Source organism: Paraburkholderia lycopersici (genome assembly GCF_900096975.1).
Lineage (GTDB): Bacteria > Pseudomonadota > Gammaproteobacteria > Burkholderiales > Burkholderiaceae > Paraburkholderia > Paraburkholderia lycopersici.
This window is the reverse complement of the sequence record NZ_FMYQ01000008.1, coordinates 109,978-126,347: the sequence shown is the minus strand read 5'-3', so window position 1 is coordinate 126,347 and position 16,370 is coordinate 109,978. Positions and strand designations below refer to the sequence as shown.

General features: G+C 64.5%; 15 protein-coding genes and 1 pseudogene. 7 read left to right on the top strand and 9 right to left on the bottom strand.

What is annotated here, in order from left to right; all coding sequences use genetic code 11:
* The first annotated feature begins 10 nt into the window (after positions 1-10).
* The gene (locus BLU17_RS11355; protein WP_091996826.1) at positions 11-676 is read left to right on the top strand and encodes a DUF799 domain-containing protein; all 666 of its coding nucleotides are present in this window, start codon (positions 11-13) and stop codon (positions 674-676) included.
* Positions 677-981: 305 nt separating this feature from the next.
* Here the strand turns inward: BLU17_RS11355 and BLU17_RS11350 are convergent, their stop codons facing one another.
* From BLU17_RS11350 to BLU17_RS11320, 7 genes are all read right to left on the bottom strand, one after another.
* The gene (locus BLU17_RS11350; RefSeq protein WP_091996825.1) at positions 982-2,679 is read right to left on the bottom strand and encodes an acid phosphatase; all 1,698 of its coding nucleotides are present in this window, start codon (positions 2,677-2,679) and stop codon (positions 982-984) included.
* Positions 2,680-2,817: 138 nt separating this feature from the next.
* Positions 2,818-3,699, bottom strand: coding sequence for a proteasome-type protease (locus tag BLU17_RS11345; RefSeq protein ID WP_091996824.1), 882 nt, complete (start codon positions 3,697-3,699; stop codon positions 2,818-2,820).
* Between the two features lie 49 nt (positions 3,700-3,748).
* The gene (locus BLU17_RS11340) at positions 3,749-4,549 is read right to left on the bottom strand and encodes a transglutaminase family protein (RefSeq protein ID WP_091996823.1); all 801 of its coding nucleotides are present in this window, start codon (positions 4,547-4,549) and stop codon (positions 3,749-3,751) included.
* Positions 4,550-4,601: 52 nt separating this feature from the next.
* The gene (locus tag BLU17_RS11335) at positions 4,602-5,555 is read right to left on the bottom strand and encodes an alpha-E domain-containing protein (RefSeq protein WP_091996822.1); all 954 of its coding nucleotides are present in this window, start codon (positions 5,553-5,555) and stop codon (positions 4,602-4,604) included.
* Positions 5,556-5,595: 40 nt separating this feature from the next.
* Positions 5,596-7,002, bottom strand: a complete 1,407-nt coding sequence (locus BLU17_RS11330) for a circularly permuted type 2 ATP-grasp protein (protein ID WP_091996900.1) — start codon at positions 7,000-7,002, stop codon at positions 5,596-5,598.
* Between the two features lie 353 nt (positions 7,003-7,355).
* The gene (locus BLU17_RS11325; protein ID WP_091996821.1) at positions 7,356-8,837 is read right to left on the bottom strand and encodes a glycosyltransferase family 2 protein; all 1,482 of its coding nucleotides are present in this window, start codon (positions 8,835-8,837) and stop codon (positions 7,356-7,358) included.
* Positions 8,838-8,857: 20 nt separating this feature from the next.
* Positions 8,858-9,475, bottom strand: a complete 618-nt coding sequence (locus BLU17_RS11320; protein ID WP_091996820.1) for a cytochrome b — start codon at positions 9,473-9,475, stop codon at positions 8,858-8,860.
* A gap of 521 nt (positions 9,476-9,996) precedes the next feature.
* Here BLU17_RS11320 and phaP point away from each other — a divergent pair.
* On the top strand, positions 9,997-10,560 hold the full coding sequence (gene phaP, locus BLU17_RS11315; RefSeq protein ID WP_091996819.1) for a TIGR01841 family phasin: 564 nt from the start codon (positions 9,997-9,999) through the stop codon (positions 10,558-10,560).
* A gap of 180 nt (positions 10,561-10,740) precedes the next feature.
* On the opposite strand, the gene BLU17_RS11310 is transcribed toward phaP, so the two are convergent.
* Positions 10,741-11,406 carry a FadR/GntR family transcriptional regulator gene (locus BLU17_RS11310; RefSeq protein WP_425434083.1) on the bottom strand — a complete coding sequence of 222 codons (666 nt, stop codon included), beginning with the start codon at positions 11,404-11,406 and terminating at the stop codon, positions 10,741-10,743.
* A 571-nt stretch (positions 11,407-11,977) separates the two neighbouring features.
* Between BLU17_RS11310 and BLU17_RS11305 the strand changes: the two are divergent.
* From BLU17_RS11305 to BLU17_RS11285, 5 genes and pseudogenes are all read left to right on the top strand, one after another.
* Positions 11,978-12,262, top strand: a pseudogene (locus BLU17_RS11305) (NAD-dependent epimerase/dehydratase family protein); the annotation flags it as partial.
* A gap of 224 nt (positions 12,263-12,486) precedes the next feature.
* On the top strand, positions 12,487-13,044 hold the full coding sequence (locus tag BLU17_RS11300; RefSeq protein WP_091996816.1) for a carboxymuconolactone decarboxylase family protein: 558 nt from the start codon (positions 12,487-12,489) through the stop codon (positions 13,042-13,044).
* Between the two features lie 36 nt (positions 13,045-13,080).
* A complete protein-coding gene (locus BLU17_RS11295; RefSeq protein ID WP_091996815.1) occupies positions 13,081-13,926 on the top strand; it encodes a helix-turn-helix domain-containing protein in 846 nt (281 codons plus the stop codon).
* A 385-nt stretch (positions 13,927-14,311) separates the two neighbouring features.
* Complete coding sequence (locus BLU17_RS11290) at positions 14,312-15,064, top strand: hypothetical protein (protein WP_091996814.1); 753 nt, start codon at positions 14,312-14,314, stop codon at positions 15,062-15,064.
* A gap of 169 nt (positions 15,065-15,233) precedes the next feature.
* Positions 15,234-15,566: a hypothetical protein gene (locus BLU17_RS11285; protein WP_091996813.1), complete on the top strand. Its 333-nt coding sequence runs from the start codon at positions 15,234-15,236 to the stop codon at positions 15,564-15,566.
* Between the two features lie 167 nt (positions 15,567-15,733).
* Here BLU17_RS11285 and BLU17_RS11280 read toward each other — a convergent pair whose 3' ends face one another.
* The gene (locus tag BLU17_RS11280; RefSeq protein ID WP_218137000.1) at positions 15,734-16,294 is read right to left on the bottom strand and encodes a TetR/AcrR family transcriptional regulator; all 561 of its coding nucleotides are present in this window, start codon (positions 16,292-16,294) and stop codon (positions 15,734-15,736) included.
* Positions 16,295-16,370: the final 76 nt, after the last annotated feature.

Genomic DNA, 16,370 nt, shown 5'->3' with positions numbered 1-16,370 from the left:
GCGAGCCACCATGTCCAAGTTCTCTTCTCTCAAACTCTGGTTTGCCCTCTCGACGCTTGCGCTACTCGCCGCATGTGCGCAGCCCGTAAAGCACGCAGACTACACGGCATTCAAGAACAGCCGGCCGCGCTCGATCCTCGTCTTGCCGCCGACCAATGAAACGTCCGACGTCAACGCAACGAGCAGCATGCTCTCCCAGATGACGATGCCACTCGCCGAATCCGGCTACTACGTGGTACCGGTGGCGGTAATGGATGAGACGTTCAGGCAGAACGGCCTGACGACGGCGAACGACATCCAGGCGACCGCGCCCGCCAAACTGCGCGAGATTTTCGGCGCAGATGCTGCGTTGTACTGCAAGGTGACGCAATACGGCACGGTGTACCGGATGCTGGACAGCGCAGCGATAGTCACCGCCTCAGCAAAACTCATCGACCTCAAAACGGGCGATGTGCTCTGGCAGGGTAGCGCGAGCGCGAGCAGCAACGAGGGCAACAACAACAGCGGTGGTGGATTGATCGGCATGCTGGTGACAGCGGCGATCAAGCAGATTGCTAACTCAGTGACTGACAGAAGCCACGCTATTGCCGGCATCACAAGCTACCGGTTGCTGCATGCCGGGCCACCGAACGGGTTGCTGTACGGTCCGCACTCGCCGAAGTACGGCACTGACTGATCGATATCCGCAAGAGCAAGGTAGTGGCTTCCGCGCCTGGGATGGTATAGATCGGGCGAATTGCGGTAGCCGGCGATTCGCGGTCTTTCCTGCTCGCATAATCGAGGTTGTTGCGAGCACGACAAAATTATCCACAGATTTCGGGGAAAAACCTGTTGATAACCGCCTGGCGATCGCGCCAACTCCTTGATCGCATGGGGACTTCGTCGCTTGTGTCGCGCTCGCGTCAATTTGCGCTTCATATGGGCAACCGGAAGGCAACGTGGGGCTTTCCGGGTGCCGCCGTCGCCACACGAAGCGCGCGCTCAAGCCAGGTCGAGCGCCGCCGTGAGATCGCCGGGCGGCGTTTGCCCGCGCGAAACGAACGCCTGGTCACGCGCGGCCACGCCGTCGATCGGCGCGAGGCCGTGCACGCGGCTGATGAAACGCAGGATGGAAACGGTGTCGTAGAACGTGTGATCGACGTAGCCCTTCTTCGCGAACGGCGCGATGACGAGCGCGGGTACGCGCGAGCCGGGGCCCCAGCGGTCGCCCGCCGGCGGCGCAACAGGGTCCCACCAGCCGCCGTTTTCGTCGTGCGTCACCACGATTACTGTGTTCGCCCACTGCGGACCGCGCTGGATATGCTCGATCACGGTCGCGATGTGGCGATCGCCCGATTCCACATCCGCGTAGCCGGCGTGCATGTTCAGGTTGCCCTGGGGCTTGTAGAACGTGACGGCGGGCAAGCGCCCGGCGTCGATGTCCGCGAGCAGACGGTTCGTGGCCGGGTCGTCGCCCACGCCCGCGTCGCGCAGACGACGCGCCCGCTCGGCCGTGCCCGGCGCGAAGTTCGCAAAGTAGTTGAACGGCTGATGGTGATACTGGAAGTCGGGCACCGCGCCCGTGTCGCGATGATCGAGCGCGTACTGCCAGGCGCCGCTGTACCAGGCCCAGTCCACGCCTTTCGCGGAGAGCCGGTCGCCGATCGTCGCATAGGTCTGCGGGCGCAGCACGCGCGGATTGGCAGGATCGGCGAGCGCGGGATTGCCGTCCGCAGACGGGCGCACGTTGCTCGGCTGATAAGGCGGCGCCATGGTGTTGACCGCATAGCCGTCCGGCGTGAACAGCCCGTCGTTCACGAACTTCGGCGGCCCGTCGAGCGCGGAAGCCGGCGAGTTCGGCGCGAGCTTCAGGCGCGTGCCCCTGGGGTCGTCGCCCTCCACCACCGAAGCGAGATGCTTCGCGGCACTGGCCTCGATCTCGGCGTAGTGCGGCGCCTGCGCGGAAATCAGGAAGATGTGGTTGAGCCATGAGCCGCCGAAAGCCGCCATGAAGAAGTTGTCGCACAGCGTGTTCTGCCGGGCGATGTTCCAGAGCCGCAAGGTCTGCGCCGAATTCTCGTAGTACCCCATCACAAGACCGCCCGAGTCGCCCCATGCGGCGAACTGGTCGTTGCGGCCCGCGTTGATCTGCATCTGGTTCTGATAGAAACGATGCACGAGGTCGCGTGTGATGACGCCATTCGGCAACGGATTGCCTTGCGCATCCACGATACGAAACGGCCGGTTCGGAAGGCCGATGATCGCATGTTCGGCGATCATGTAGCGCTTGCCGTCGAGCTCCTGCGCCTGGGGCACGAGACCGCCCCAGATCTTCGGCAACTGCGGCAGCGGCGTCTTGCCATCGCGATCGAACTGCACGTAGCGTTCGGCGCTTACGCTGGCGAGCGGCATCTGGACGCCCGGGTAGTTGCCGTACAGGTTCACGAAGCTGCGGTTCTCCGCATAGATCACGACGATCTGGCGCACCTGATCGCGCAGCGCGGCATCGACGCGGGAATCGGCGGCGCTGCGCGTCGCGGCCGCCGCGCTCTGCTCCGGCGTCTGGCAACCGCCGAGCGCGAGGCCGACGCCAACCGCCGCGAGGCCGCCGAGCACGCGCCGGCGCGCGGGATCTTCCGGGCCGCCGGGAACGGTGTGTTCCTCGGGGTGCCCGCTTTTCGGGTCGTCGGTCTGCTTCATCAGCCTTCCTCCTTTGTCCTGTCGAGGGGACGCGCGACGGTGCGCGCGGCGTGCCGCGAATGCTACGCAGGAGGATACCGGTTCCTTTACCGGCAGGCCATGCGAGAGGTTGGCGAGCCCGGTTCCGAAGCGGCGCTGTCAGCCATCGCGCGGCATGCGCGGCGCGTTTGCCGCCGCGTTCGGCTGGGCTTGCGCGAGCGTTTGCGCGGGGCGCGGCTCGGGCACGTGGCCATCATGCGCGGGGCGCGGGGCGCTAGGCAACGTCGTGCGCTCGTGCCTCGGCACGTTGCCTTCGTCGGCCCAGAGCGGGTCCGGAATCTCGCCGAACACCTGGCGCAAGCGCGCGCCCCACGTCGAATGAATCATCTGGAAATACGCATTCGACTGATCGAGCGAAGCGTATCGCGTAACGCGCAGCGCATCGCGCTCGTACACGAGCAGATCGAGCGGCAAACCGACCGAGAGGTTCGAGCGCAGCGTCGAGTCCATGGAGATGAGTGCGCATTTCGCGGCCTCGTCAAGCGGCGTATACGGCGTAAGCACGCGGTCGATGATCGGCTTGCCGTACTTCGACTCGCCGATCTGGAAATAGGGATTCACGCTCGACGTCTCGATGAAATTGCCGGCTGCGTAGACCTGGAACAGGCGCATGGGCAGGCTGCCGATCTGGCCGCCCAGAATGAAACTGCAGTTGAAATCGACGTTGAAGGTCTTGAGCGCCTCCGCATCGCGCCGATGCACTTCGCGCACTGCCTCGCCCACCACGCGCGCGGCCTCGACCATGGTCGGCACGTTCCAGAGCGTGGGGCGCGCCGCGTCCTGCGGTTCGGTCAAGACTTGCAGCGTGGCCTGCGTGATGGCCAGATTGCCCGCGACGAGCAGCACGAGCACGCGCTCGCCGGGCTCCTCGAACACGGCCATTTTGCGCGACGTGCTGATGTGATCGACACCCGCGTTCGTGCGCGTATCCGAAAGAAACACCAGTCCTTCTTCCACTGCCATTGCCACACAGTACGTCATGTGCCTCCTTGCTCATCCCGGTCTTTGTTACTTTATTATCGGAGCATACCTACTGCTGCGATTGCTGCGTGCTCACGTGCACGCTGACGTCGAGCGTCTCCCCGGCCCCGCCTACGCGGCTGCCGCGAACCGGCGCGGCAGCGTCGTAGTCGCGCCCTACCGCGATCCGGCAATATTTTTCGCTGGCGAAACAGGCATGCGTGACGTCCACCGTCACCCAGCCGTTGTCGAGCCAGACGTCGACCCACGCGTGGCTCGCCATCCCGGGCACGTCGCCGGGATCGATATAGCCGCTCACGTAGCGCGCCGGCACGCCACGCGCGCGGCACACCGCCAGCATCACATGCGCGTGATCCTGGCACACGCCGCGGCCCAGCGCGAGCGCGTCCGCCGCCGTATGTGTCACGTCCGTGACGCCCGACTCGTAGCGCACGCGTTCGGCGATGCGCTCGGCGGCCTGGAGGACCGCCGCTGTGTCGTCGAGCGGCGCCAGGCTGTGGGCAAACTCCATGAGGGCCTCGTCCGCCTCGGTGAGCCGCGTGGGCGACGTGAAATGATGCATCGGCACCGGGCCCTCGCCTTCGGACAGGCGACCGTCGGGAAGCGCCACGGTTTCCACTTCGCCGCGCACGCGCAGGCGGATTTCCGTATGAGGACGCGTGAGCACCAGCGTCATCATCGCGTTGCCATAGGCGTCGCGGCCGGCATCGAGCTTGCCCGGCGCATCGATGTGCCATTGCGTGACGATCTGCGTGGGCGTGGTGAGCGGCGAAAGCCGCAATTGCTGGATCGAATAATGCACGGGCGCTTCGTAGCGGTAGACCGTGTCGTGCCGGATGGCGAGCTGCATGACGTCATTCCTCCAACGAGACGATTCGGATATCGATAAGCGCTGGATCGCGCTAACTCACCGGCAACATCAAATAGGTGCGCGCAACCTGATTGCCCAGTTCATACACGCGCGCGAGAAATTGCGTAAGGAACGTATGCACGCCCATCGAAAAGATCTGCCTGAGGTCCGCATAGAGCAGTTCGGCCCGCAGCTTGCCGGCCGTACGCTCGACTTCGCGCGAGGCCTCCGTGCGCAGCATCGCGAGATTCGCGCAGACGCCGTCGAGCGACGCCAGCAGCGAGCGTGGCATTTGCTGGTTGAGTATCAGCAGTTCCACCACGCGTGCGGGCGTCACTACGTCGCGATAAACCTTGCGATAGATTTCGAGCGCCGAAACCGAGCTGAGAATCGAAGTCCAGTAATAGAAGTCCTCGAGCTGCCGCGCAGCTGAACGCGAATCGGCATTCTCCACTTCGACGAAACGCACGTCGAGAATGCGCGCCGTGTTGTCCGCGCGCTCGAGGAACGTGCCGAGCTGCGTGAAAAACAGCGAATCGTCCTGCAACGCCGTGCCGAAGCGCACGCCGCGTGACAGATGCGAGCGGAACTTCACCCACTCGAACAACGCATCGGGATGCGCCTCCAGTTCGCCGCCACGCAGACGCTCCGCGAATTGCAGCCAGGTGTCGTTGATCGTTTCCCACCATTCCGTCGTGAGCGTGCCACGCACCGCGCGTGCGTTTTCGCGCGCCGCCTGCAGGCACGAATAGATGCTCGAAGGATTCGTTGGGTCCGCAACGAGAAACTTGAGCGCGTTGCTGCTCGTCGTTTCCTCGTGGCGCGCGTCGAACGCCCGCTCCAGTTCGGAGATGCGCAGCACCGCGCGATGCGTGCGCGCTTCGGCGTCGGCGCTGCCCGGCAGCAGCAGCGCTTTCAGATTGATGTCGAGCATGCGCGCGGTATTTTCCGCGCGCTCCATGTAGCGGGCCATCCAGAACAGATGATCGGCAGTGCGGCTCAGCATGATCGGACCTCGTCTTGAACGTGCGGCATGGCCGGTGAAATTATTCGAGCACCCATGTGTCCTTGGTCCCGCCGCCCTGCGACGAGTTGACGACGAGGGAGCCCTCCTTCAGCGCAACGCGCGTGAGACCGCCCGCCGCCATTTGAATCGTCTTGCCGGAAAGCACGAAGGGTCGCAGATCGATATGGCGCGGCGCGATGCCCGCCTCGACAAAGGTCGGGCAAGCCGACAGCGCCAACGTGGGCTGTGCGATGTAGTTGCCCGGACGCGCGAGCAACCGCGCGCGAAACGCCTCGATTTCCGCGCGTGTCGAAGCGGGCCCGACCAGCATGCCGTAGCCGCCTGCCCCGTGCACCTCCTTCACGACGAGATCCGGCAGGTGTTCGAGCGTCCAGGCAAGATCGTCGGGCCGCCGGCATTGCCAGGTCGGCACGTTCTTCAGGATCGGCTTTTCGCCGAGATAAAACTCGATCATGTCGGGCACGTATGGATAGATCGACTTGTCGTCGGCCACGCCCGTGCCCATGGCGTTTGCGAGTACGACGCGGCCCGCGCGATATGCCGTGAGGAGTCCCGGCACGCCGAGCGCCGAGTCCGCGCGAAATGCGAGCGGATCGAGAAAGTCGTCGTCCACGCGCCTGTAGATCACGTCGACGCGGCGCGGCCCCTGTGTCGTCCGCATGAATACGTAGTTATCCTCCACGAACAGGTCCTTGCCTTCCACCAGTTCAACGCCCATCTGCTGCGCGAGGAACGTATGCTCGAAATACGCCGAGTTGTACATGCCGGGCGTGAGCAGCACCACGGTCGGATCGTCCGCGCCGTCGGGCGCCACCGAGCGCAGCGTATCGAGCAGCAGATCGGGATAGTGCGCGACGGGCGCCACCTTGTGCAGGACGAACAGCTCGGGGAAGAGCCTCATCATCATCTTTCTGTTCTCCAGCATGTACGACACGCCGGAGGGCACGCGCAGATTGTCTTCGAGCACATAGAACGCGCCATCGCGCCCGTCACGCACGATATCGATGCCCGCGATATGCGCATAGACGCCCAGCGGCAGGTCGATGCCCTGCATCTCCGGGCGATACTGCGCATTCGTATAGACCTGTCCGGCGGGAATCACGCCCGCGCGCACGATGTTGCGCTCGTGATAGACGTCGTGAAGGAACAGATTGAGCGCCTGCACGCGCTGGCGCAGCCCGCGTTCGAGCAACGCCCATTCGTCGGCGGGAAAGATGCGTGGAATGAGGTCGAAGGGAATCAGCCGCTCGGTGCCGGAGAGGTCGCCGTTCACCGCGAACGTGATGCCGACCCGCCGGAACAGCAAGTCCGCCTCGGCGCGCTTGCGCGCCATCGTCTCGCCGGTCTGCCTCTCCAGCCAGTACTGAAAGCGTTCGTAGTGCGGGCGCACTGCGCCCTCTTCGCGCATCTCGTCATGGACTTGCATCGGTTCGTTCTCGCGCGTGAATGCGACTGCGTGCAGCGGCGTGCCGCGTTTCGTCTCATGATTGAAGCGGAATGCGCCGTGCGCTGCGGTACAGGCGAAAAAGCAAGGGGTATGCCACGGCAAGCGACCTTGTTTCATGCGCTCGATTGGTGCAGGGCGGACAGGATCGGCGGTATCGACATGGCGCGCGTCGGGTCAGCGCCGCATCCGCGCCTCAAGGTGGTGCACCGGGCGCGCCCGGCGCATGCAGACGCCACTCGATCCACGAGGGATCGGCAAGGAGCGCGCCGAGCGAACCCGCGTTTCGCGCGAATGCCTTGCGCGAAGTACGGCGCGCGAGCGCCGCATTCCGGTCATTGAGACGCCGCACTTTCGCGACTGTGCGCAGCCGCCAGTCCCGTGCGCCGCTGCACACCCCACTTGCGCCGCCCGAGCAGAAAATGCAACCAGCCGAGCGCCGCGCCGCTGTGGCGCATCAACTGGAACGAGAACGGCTCGAAGATGGCGGCGAGAAACGCCATACCGAAGCTCGAATGCGTGCGATCCCCGCTCCAGCGGCGATAAAGATGGACGGAGTACAAATGAAATGCGAGGTCGATTGCAATCTTGCCGACGATCACGCCCAGCACCGGCAACACGATCGTGAAGCGGCCGTCGAACAAAAAGCCGATCAACAGCGCAAACGCCGTCAGTCCATAAACAGGCTGCACGGTGTCGAACGCCTTGACGGGCAGCATCATGAGGCCGAGCTTTCCATACAGACGATTGCCCGTCATGTCGCGATACCAGTACTGCGTCTGCAGGAAACCCGCGAACCAGCGGCGGCGCTGGCGCAGAAAACTCGCAAGCGTGCCGGGCGCGTCGGTGCGCGCGCGGGCTGCGCCGAGCACGCGCACATCCCAGCCAAGTCCCTTGCGCGCCGAGTAACGGCGCAAACGGTGTATCAGTTCGTAGTCCTCGACGAGACAGTCCGCATCGAAACCGCCCACGGCCATCACCGCATCGCGGCGAAAACCGGCGAACGCGCCGGAGACCAGCAACAGGCTGTCGGCACGCATCCACGCAAAGCGCGAGATGAAATTGCGGATGTACTCGTAGGTCTGGAACCACTGGAAGAAGCGTCCGCTCAACGTATGGTCGCAAACCGGCGTGAGCAGGCCCGCCGCCGCGACCAGCTCGGGCTCGCCGCCAAACGCGCTCGCCATCGCGGCGCAGGCGCCGGGGTCGAGCAGCGTATCGGCGTCCACGGTCATGACCGCTTCCGTTGCGATCGCAAGCAACGCAGCGTTGAGCGCGCGCGCCTTGCCGCCGTGCGCGAGCTTCAGCCAGCGCAGGTTCGGATATTGCAGCGAAGGCGCGCTCAACTGCCCTTCGCACGGTTCGACAAGGCCGTAGCGTCCGGCCAGCAGCGCACCGGTGCCGTCGGTCGAACCGTCGTCGGCGATCACGATCTGCTGCGGCGCGCGGGTTTGCGCGAAGAGCGCATCGAGCGTGATCGGTAGCACCGAGGCCTCGTTGTGCGCGGCGACGATCACGCCGAGCGTCGGCAGCTTCGCCTCGCCGGCGTGGGCGCTTTCGCCTGCGCGCGACACGGCAGCCGGCGCAAGCAGCACGCGCGCCTTCCACGCGACGAACAACAGCAACACCGTGTCGTAGACCACGTAGGCAATGCCGGTTGACCACGCGACCACGCCTTGCAGAAAGAACGCGCGCGCGAACAACACGACCCAGAGCGCCATGACGCTCAAATGAATCACGATGCTCGCGAAGGGCGTGGGAGGCGGGACGAGACGCGGCGACGTGCGGGCCAGCGCCTCTTCAAGCGTGTTATTCAAGTCGTTTCCTCGCGTGTTGCTCACGGCATCATCCGGCGCAGCACCGAATGACGGTCGATCCATTGATGCTTGAGTGCGCCCGCAACGTGCAGCGCGAGCACGCCGTAGAGCGCATAGCTGCACGCCGTATGCAGCGCGCCGAACTGGTTGTGCAACTGTTCCTTCGTGGCCGGATCGAGACTCGTGATGAAGCCGATGCGCGGCCAGGGCACGAGGCCGTAGAGAGACATGGGATGCGAAGCGGCGGCGACCCAGGCGGAGTCGTGCAGCCAGCCCGTCAGCGGCATCGCGAAGATCAGTACGTAAAGCGCAAGGTGCGCGGCATGGGCCGAGGCGCGCTCCCAGCCCGGGAATTCGGAGGGCAGCGGCGGCGGCCGGTGCGTGACGCGCCACAGCAGACGCAGGATCGCGAGGCCGAGCACGGTGATGCCGATCGACTTGTGCGTGTCGATCACGAGGCGAATGGCCATGTCCGAAAGCGCGCCGTCGGGCAGCAACGCGGCGGTAAGGCCGAGCACGACGTTCGTGAGGATCAGTAGCGCGATCAACCAGTGCAATAGCACCGCCACCCGCGTGTATTTCTGCGCGCCGGCAGCGGGATCGGCGAAAGCGGATTCGGCGGAAAGGGAAGTTTTCACATGAGCCTGCCGTAGCGGAACAGTGGGGATAACGCGCGGCGCGGCGCGTTTATTCCCGCCGCGGGCCGCACGCCGCAGGGCGTGTCCAACGCGGCCCGAGCGGCGACCCGCGCATTATGCGCCCCCGTCCCTGACGCCGCCGAATCCGCCAGATGGCAAGCGCGCCAGTTTGGAGGCAGGGGTTGTCGTCGATCGCCAAGGGAAAGGGAACGTGCGTAAAAGCGCCGCCACCGTTCCGGTTCTTACGGCGGCTGGTCGGACGAAAGCCGGCGCCAGGCGCGCGGGTCCGCATCCCGCACCCCGCATTTCCCGGCACTGGAAATTTCCAGCAAAGAATCAGGCGTTTACATAATTGCTGCGACGCACAAAAATCACTTGACACGAATTATGGCTGGGTTAATATGAAGTCGATTGCTGCATCGCACAAAACCTTCTCTGCGCGAACCGGTGATCGATCCGAAAGTTTTCCCTTTTTTCGCAACCGGAGCCGACGCGTAGCGTCCCCCTACAGGAAAGACGACATGAACCTGCCGACCCCCGAACAGTTCGCCGCAACCCAGAAAGCTGGCCTCGAAACGCTCTTCGGTCTGACGAGCAAGGCATTCGAAGGTGCGATCAAGCTCGCCGAACTCAACATCGAAACGGCCCGCTCGGCGTTCGCCGAAAGCCAGGAACACGCGCAGCGCGCGCTTTCGGCAAAGGACCCGCAAGGTTTCTTCGCCGTGCAGGCCGGCGCCGCCCAGCCCACCGCCGAAAAGGCGCTGGCCTATGGCCGCAGCGTTTACGGCATTGTTTCGGCCGCGCAGGCTGAATTCGCCACCGCCGCCCAGTCGCAGTACGAGTCGCAGCAACGCGCGATCGAATCGTTCGTAGACAACGCCGCGAAGAACGCGCCGGCCGGCTCGGAAGCCGCTGTCGCCGCGATCAAGTCGGCGCTGAACGCCGCCAGCAGCGCGTACTCGTCGGTGAACAAGGCTACGAAGCAGGCTGTCGAATTTGCGGAAAGCAACTTCGATGCCGCCGGCAAGGCCGCGACGAAGGCCGTCGCGCAAGCGTCGGCGCGCGCGGTCAAGCAGGCTGCGTAAGCTGCTTCCGTTTCCACTGGGGGGCGGCTCGCCCTCCAGACCCGGCTGAAGAAGACGGGCGTGGTTCTCGTGCAATGCGAGGCCCACGCCCGTTTGTCGTTTCGAGGGAAAAACGCCGACTGGCGGGACATCGGCGACGCGAAGCAGCGCATGCGCACGGCCCGCGCCGGATCGGGAAACTCAGGAACCGAACATGCGGTTCACAGCGCGCTCGAGATGGGCGCGCATGGCTGCCGAGGCGCGCTCGGCGTCGCGCGCCTGGATCGCTTCGAGCACTTCGAGGTGTTCCCCCTGGACGAGACGCTGCCGCTCGATCGACTTCACGAGCGAGAGATTTCGCGAGAGATTCATGCTGAACACCATCTGCTCCTGGATGCCCGAGAGCGCCGCAATGAAGAACTGGTTCTTCGAGGCGCGCGCCACGGCCATGTGAAACGCGAAGTCGTCTTTCGCGCCGATACCCGATGTCTCGATGATGGTCTGCAGGTTGTCGCACTCGCGCCGGATGGCGGCGATGTCCGCGTCATCGGCCTTTTGCGCGGCCAGCGAGGCCGCCCCCGCTTCGACCACCACGCGATATTCGTAGCAGCGCCGAATGTCCGACAACGTTTCGAGCGGCGCGAAGCGGCGCACGTCGGGGTCGGGGCGCCGCATGACCGTCGTGCCGGAGCCGTGGCGCGTGGCGATGATGCCGTCCGCGCGCAGTTGCGCGAGCGCCTCGCGCACCGTCGGGCGCGAGGTCGCGAAGTGCTCCGCGAGCATGTGCTCGGTCGGCAAGCGCTCCCCTTCCTTGTATTCACCTTCGATGATGCGGTTGAGGATATCGCTGTAAATCCGCGCCGGCATATTCGGCGCCTTCTGCTCAGGCATGATCGGACGATGCATTTGGGTTGTCAGGAGTGTCGTCAATTGTAAGTCATATGGCGTACCGACGGCGTTCCCGTGCACTTGGCCGGCCCCGTTCCGCGCCCGTTTCACGCCTGTTTCAGCCAGTTTGAAGCCCGTTCGAGCCCGCTTTACCAATTTGCTGCCACTTTGCCTTGCACGCCCGCGCAAGCGTCCGGGTCGTGACCACGTACCGCGACGTCGAACCGGACCGCCGCAGACCGATTTCGGTCGCGCGCTGCTGTGAAGGCACAGAGGAAAAAAGTCAAACAGCCGCGCGCAGCGAACCTGCGAAATCGGGTTCCGGCAATCCACGCACGCCTGCGTCGATGGCGAACACGAGGCCGTCCTGCTTCCCAGCTTGCTGGCGGCCAGATCGTCGTGACGTAAAGCACGCCGAGGTCCGCACCGCCGAACGCGCGCATCGAAGGACGCATGCCGATTGGGGGAAATCCCCGTCATCTCGTTATTTGCTTTACAACTTTGTGCAAATAGTTTTTTTGTATTGGTTATCACCCCGGTGCTTGTGTGCCCGTGCGGCTTCTACGGTCTTTCCAAGGCGTGGGGCGAATCGCTCGCGCGCCTCTACTGGAACAGGCACGGCATCGAGACCGTGAACGTGCACATTGGCAGTTGCCTGCCAAAGCCCACCGAATACCGCCATCTTGGCCAAGAGCCGACGCAGAACGCGGAAGATTGGGCGGCCGGGATTCTGGCGCAAAAGAACCCGCTCGATCCAGTGGCGCAGCGGTACCAGGACGGCTGTTTCGCGAGCTTCGATTTCACGTCGGCGGCGCAGCGCGACAAGCGGCCGTGACGAACTGCTCCTCGCGGATTGCATGTGAAAGCGCGCCGTGCGGGCGCTTTTTTTGGGGCTCGTTGCGAATCGCAGGAGGTCGCCTTGCACGACGGCTCACATGCCGCCGGCCATGGTGCTTCGCAGCGTTGATTACATGGCATGTAATTGGCGCAACTCATGACCGCTTCTACTCTTCGGCTGTCACGCGCCATTCCGGCAGCGCTCGCCGCCAAGGAGATACCATGTCCAGCTATCCTGTTCACACGATCGAATCCGCTCCCGCACAATCCAGGCCCGTGCTCCAGCAACTGCAACAGACGTTCGGCGTCGTCCCGAACATCGCGGCCACAATGGCGGCGTCGCCGGTGTTGATCAACGGTTTCATCGGCCTGTTCGAACGCGTGCATGCGAGCAGTCTGACCGAGCCGCAAATTCAGACACTGTTGCTGACCAACGCGGTCACGAACGCCAGTGAATGGCCGGTCGCGTTTCACACGGCGCTCGCGTTGAAGGAGGGCGTGCGCCCCGCCGATGTCGATGCGATCCGGAACGGCGTCTTGCCTGATGACCCCGGACTGGCCGCGCTATCGGCATTGGCGCGCACGCTCATGGAAAAGCGCGGCCGGCTGGGCGAGTCTGATCAGAAGCGCTTTCTGGAAGCCGGGTTCAGCGTCGAGCAGATACTCGAGGTCATTGCGGTGGTTGCCGCATCGACGATTACGAACTACACGAGCAACGTAACCCGGCCGCCGCTGGAAGCACGGTTCGAGGCGTTCGCGTGGCATGCGCCCGAACGCTGAACCCGGTCCATTCATCACCTGGATTAGCGAAATCCAATGAACGCCGCCCGCCCTGATCCGAAAGCACTGCCAGGCGAACTCGGTGACTTGCTGCGTTATTGGCGCGACGTGCGTGGCGTCAGTCAGCTCGATCTGTCGCTCGAGGCCGGCGTCTCGCAGCGTCAGATCAGCTTCATCGAAAGCGGACGCAGCGTGCCGGGCCGGGAAACGCTGCTGACACTCGCACAGACGCTCGACGTGCCGCTGCGCGAGCGCAACGCCCTGCTGCTCGCCGCCGGCTACGCGCCCATGTATTCGGAGGCGCCATGGAACGCGCAGGAGATGCATGGCGTCGTTCGCGCGCTCGAACGTGTCGTTCGCCAGCATGAGCCGTTTCCGGCGATCGTGATGGATCGCCACTGGAACGTACTGATGACCAACGACGCAGCGCCGCGCTTCTTCGACTGTTTCATCGACATGGCCTCGCGCGGAGGTCCTCGCAACATGCTTCACCTGATCTTCGATCCACAGGGGATGCGTCCATTCGTGGCCGACTGGGATACGGTCTCGCGAAGCTTGCTGCAACGCGTGTATCGGGAATCGGTCGGCCACATGGTCGACGCGGGCACGAGGCGGCTGCTCGACGAACTGCTTGCCTATCCAGACGTTCCGCACGACTGGAAGACGCATCATGAGCCGAGCGCCGCGCCCGTCATGCCGGTCATTCCGCTGGGTTTCGTCAGCGAGGGAGTCGTGCTTCGCTATTTTTCGATGGTCACGATCGTGGGCGCACCGCAAACCGTTGTGGCACAGGAACTGCGGCTGGAATGCATGTTCCCCGCCGATGACGAAACCGAAGCGCGCCACCGTCAGTTGCTCGGCGTCCATTCAAAACATCCCTGAACCGCTCGCGGCCCGATGCGCGCTTGCGCCTCTGGTTGGCGGGCCGCTATGCACTAGTCGGCCGCACACTCGGGCGATGACGCACCGCCGCGCTATGCCTGCTATTTTTCTTTCGCGCCGGAACGGTCGTCAGAAAACGGGCGGCACCAGGGATAACGACATTCTTTTCCACGCCTAAACCCAGGGCTGAGCGCCGCCGGGGCCGCGCGCACTCGACCTTCGCCTCTCGACGAGCCGACGAACCCCATTCAGCAACCGACCACACCGGCGCATGCGATCGACGCGCAAAACGGTCGCGATGCCAGGCGGCGCTAGAATCGCGCATGGCCTCGGTCCGCTCAATGGAACCCATTGCCCCAACCCGATCCACCAACGGCAGGCAACCATGGACACCCACTACGCGTGTTTCGCTCGTCCGGTGCTGGCTGCAATCGGCGTTGCTTCCCTCGCAACGCTCACTGCTTGCGGCGGAAATGCCTGCATCGGCCTCGACAATTGCGGCGGCGCAAACGTGACGCCAAATGTCGCCATATCCGGCACGGCCGCCACCGGTCATGCGCTCGCCAACGCGGCGATCGCCTTCAGTTGCGTGCAGGGCTCGGGCTCCACCTCGTCCGACGCCGGCGGACGCTACACGATCACGTTCAATGCCACGCCGCCCTGCATCCTCACCGTGACCTCCGGTGGCACGAGCCTGCATTCCCTGGCATTTGCCGGCGGCGCCTTCAATACGACGCCGGAGACCGAACTGATGCTCGTCTACATCGCGTCGCAGCTCGGCACGAGCGAGAGCGGTTTGATAGCGGGGTTCCCGACCAGTTCGCAGTTCCAGCAGGTGCTGGCGAACCAGGCCGACGCGCAGGCAGCGCAATCGGCAGTCGTCACGAATCTCGAGCAGCGCTATGCGGTCACGCTGACGGCGCCGGTGTTTCTAACGACGACCTTTACGGTCGGGCAAGCAGGCGTCGACGGCGATCTGGACGCACTGTCAGCAGCAGGAGCGATTGACGCCAATGGCATGCCTGACCAGACGGCCGTCTCTCTGCTGTCCGCGGCGGGTCTCGCCCACCCGCTTACCGCGACGTCCGCGCCGTCTTCCGGCACGGGCAGTGCCGGCGCCAGCGGCGGCATGATGTGACATGCGGCGAGCCTGCATGGGGCATCGGCCTTGGTGCCCCCAGCGCGGCGACGTACCTCGGGGCAGTGCGGACAAGAGCCCGCGGTACGGTAATTGCTGAATTAGTTCATGGTCAGACGCGCAGCGATTGGCTGCGTGATATTCCAATCCGGCCAAGGAGGAACCGATCATGAACAAGGCAAGCAGCGCATTGATCGCGGCCGTCGCCGCACTCACCCTGTCGGGCGGCGCTTATGCACAGGCGAATGCACAGGCGGTCGGCGATGGCGGTTCGCCGAGCCAGGGCGGCACGGTCGGCCCGGCGACCAACCCGACGAACGGGGCAACGAGCGGCTATGGCGCGCCCGGAGCCGCCAATTCCGACAGCGGCATGGGCTCCGGGTCACCACCGAACTCGCCTCTGCAGCAGAGCACGAACCCCGGTCCACCGTCCCACACCAGCGGTCCGAAGAGCAACAATTCGCTCGCGACCCCGAGCGTCGTTTCGCCAGCCGACCAATAACCGCAATCGGACACGACAACGAGGCGCCAATAAACGCAAGCGCGAACGGAACACGCTTCCCTCATTCGCATCTGTCGCAAGAAAAGCCGCTGCTCTCACGACCAGCGGCTTTTTTCCTCCCCTCACCCTGGCGCGGCCCACGGCGCACCGGCTCGACGGATTAGCGGCTATCCCTGCTCATCCCATGATGCGAGATACGCGATGACCGCGCGCGAGGCCTCCCGACAAATCTCCGGCGACACCCGGCCTTCCGTCGCATAGCCATGCTTCATGCAGGCAAACGCGATTTCCAGACCGATCGTGGCTGCGTCGGGCGTCGTGGGCAGCGCGGCGAGCGCGCCCATGCTCGCGGCCCTCGCGCGAAAGAGCGCTCCGAGCGTCGCATTCTTGGATTCGTGCGCCGCGCGGTCGGTATCGGAAAACGAGCCGCGCAACAACAGGATGCTCGCGGCCGGATGCGCGTTGTAGTAGCCGGCCGCCACGCCGATCGCGGCCTCCACCCAAACCCGCCAGTCGCGCGTCGTCTCCTCGGCCAAATGGGCGAGCGCCTTCGTCAACCCCTCCATGTGCATCAGGGCCAGGTGCGAGAACAACGCGTATTTGTCCGGGAAAAACGGATAGATCGCCGCGCGCGGCACGCCGGTCACCTCGGCGAGAGCAGGTATCGACGTTTTCTCCGGCCCGACGGCTTCCAGCATCCGTTCAGCCGCCTCGAGCACCTTGGCCATGCGAGCCATGGAACGCTCCTGGACAGGACGACGACGTGTCACCCGGCTAGCGAGACTTGATTTTGAATCCGACATA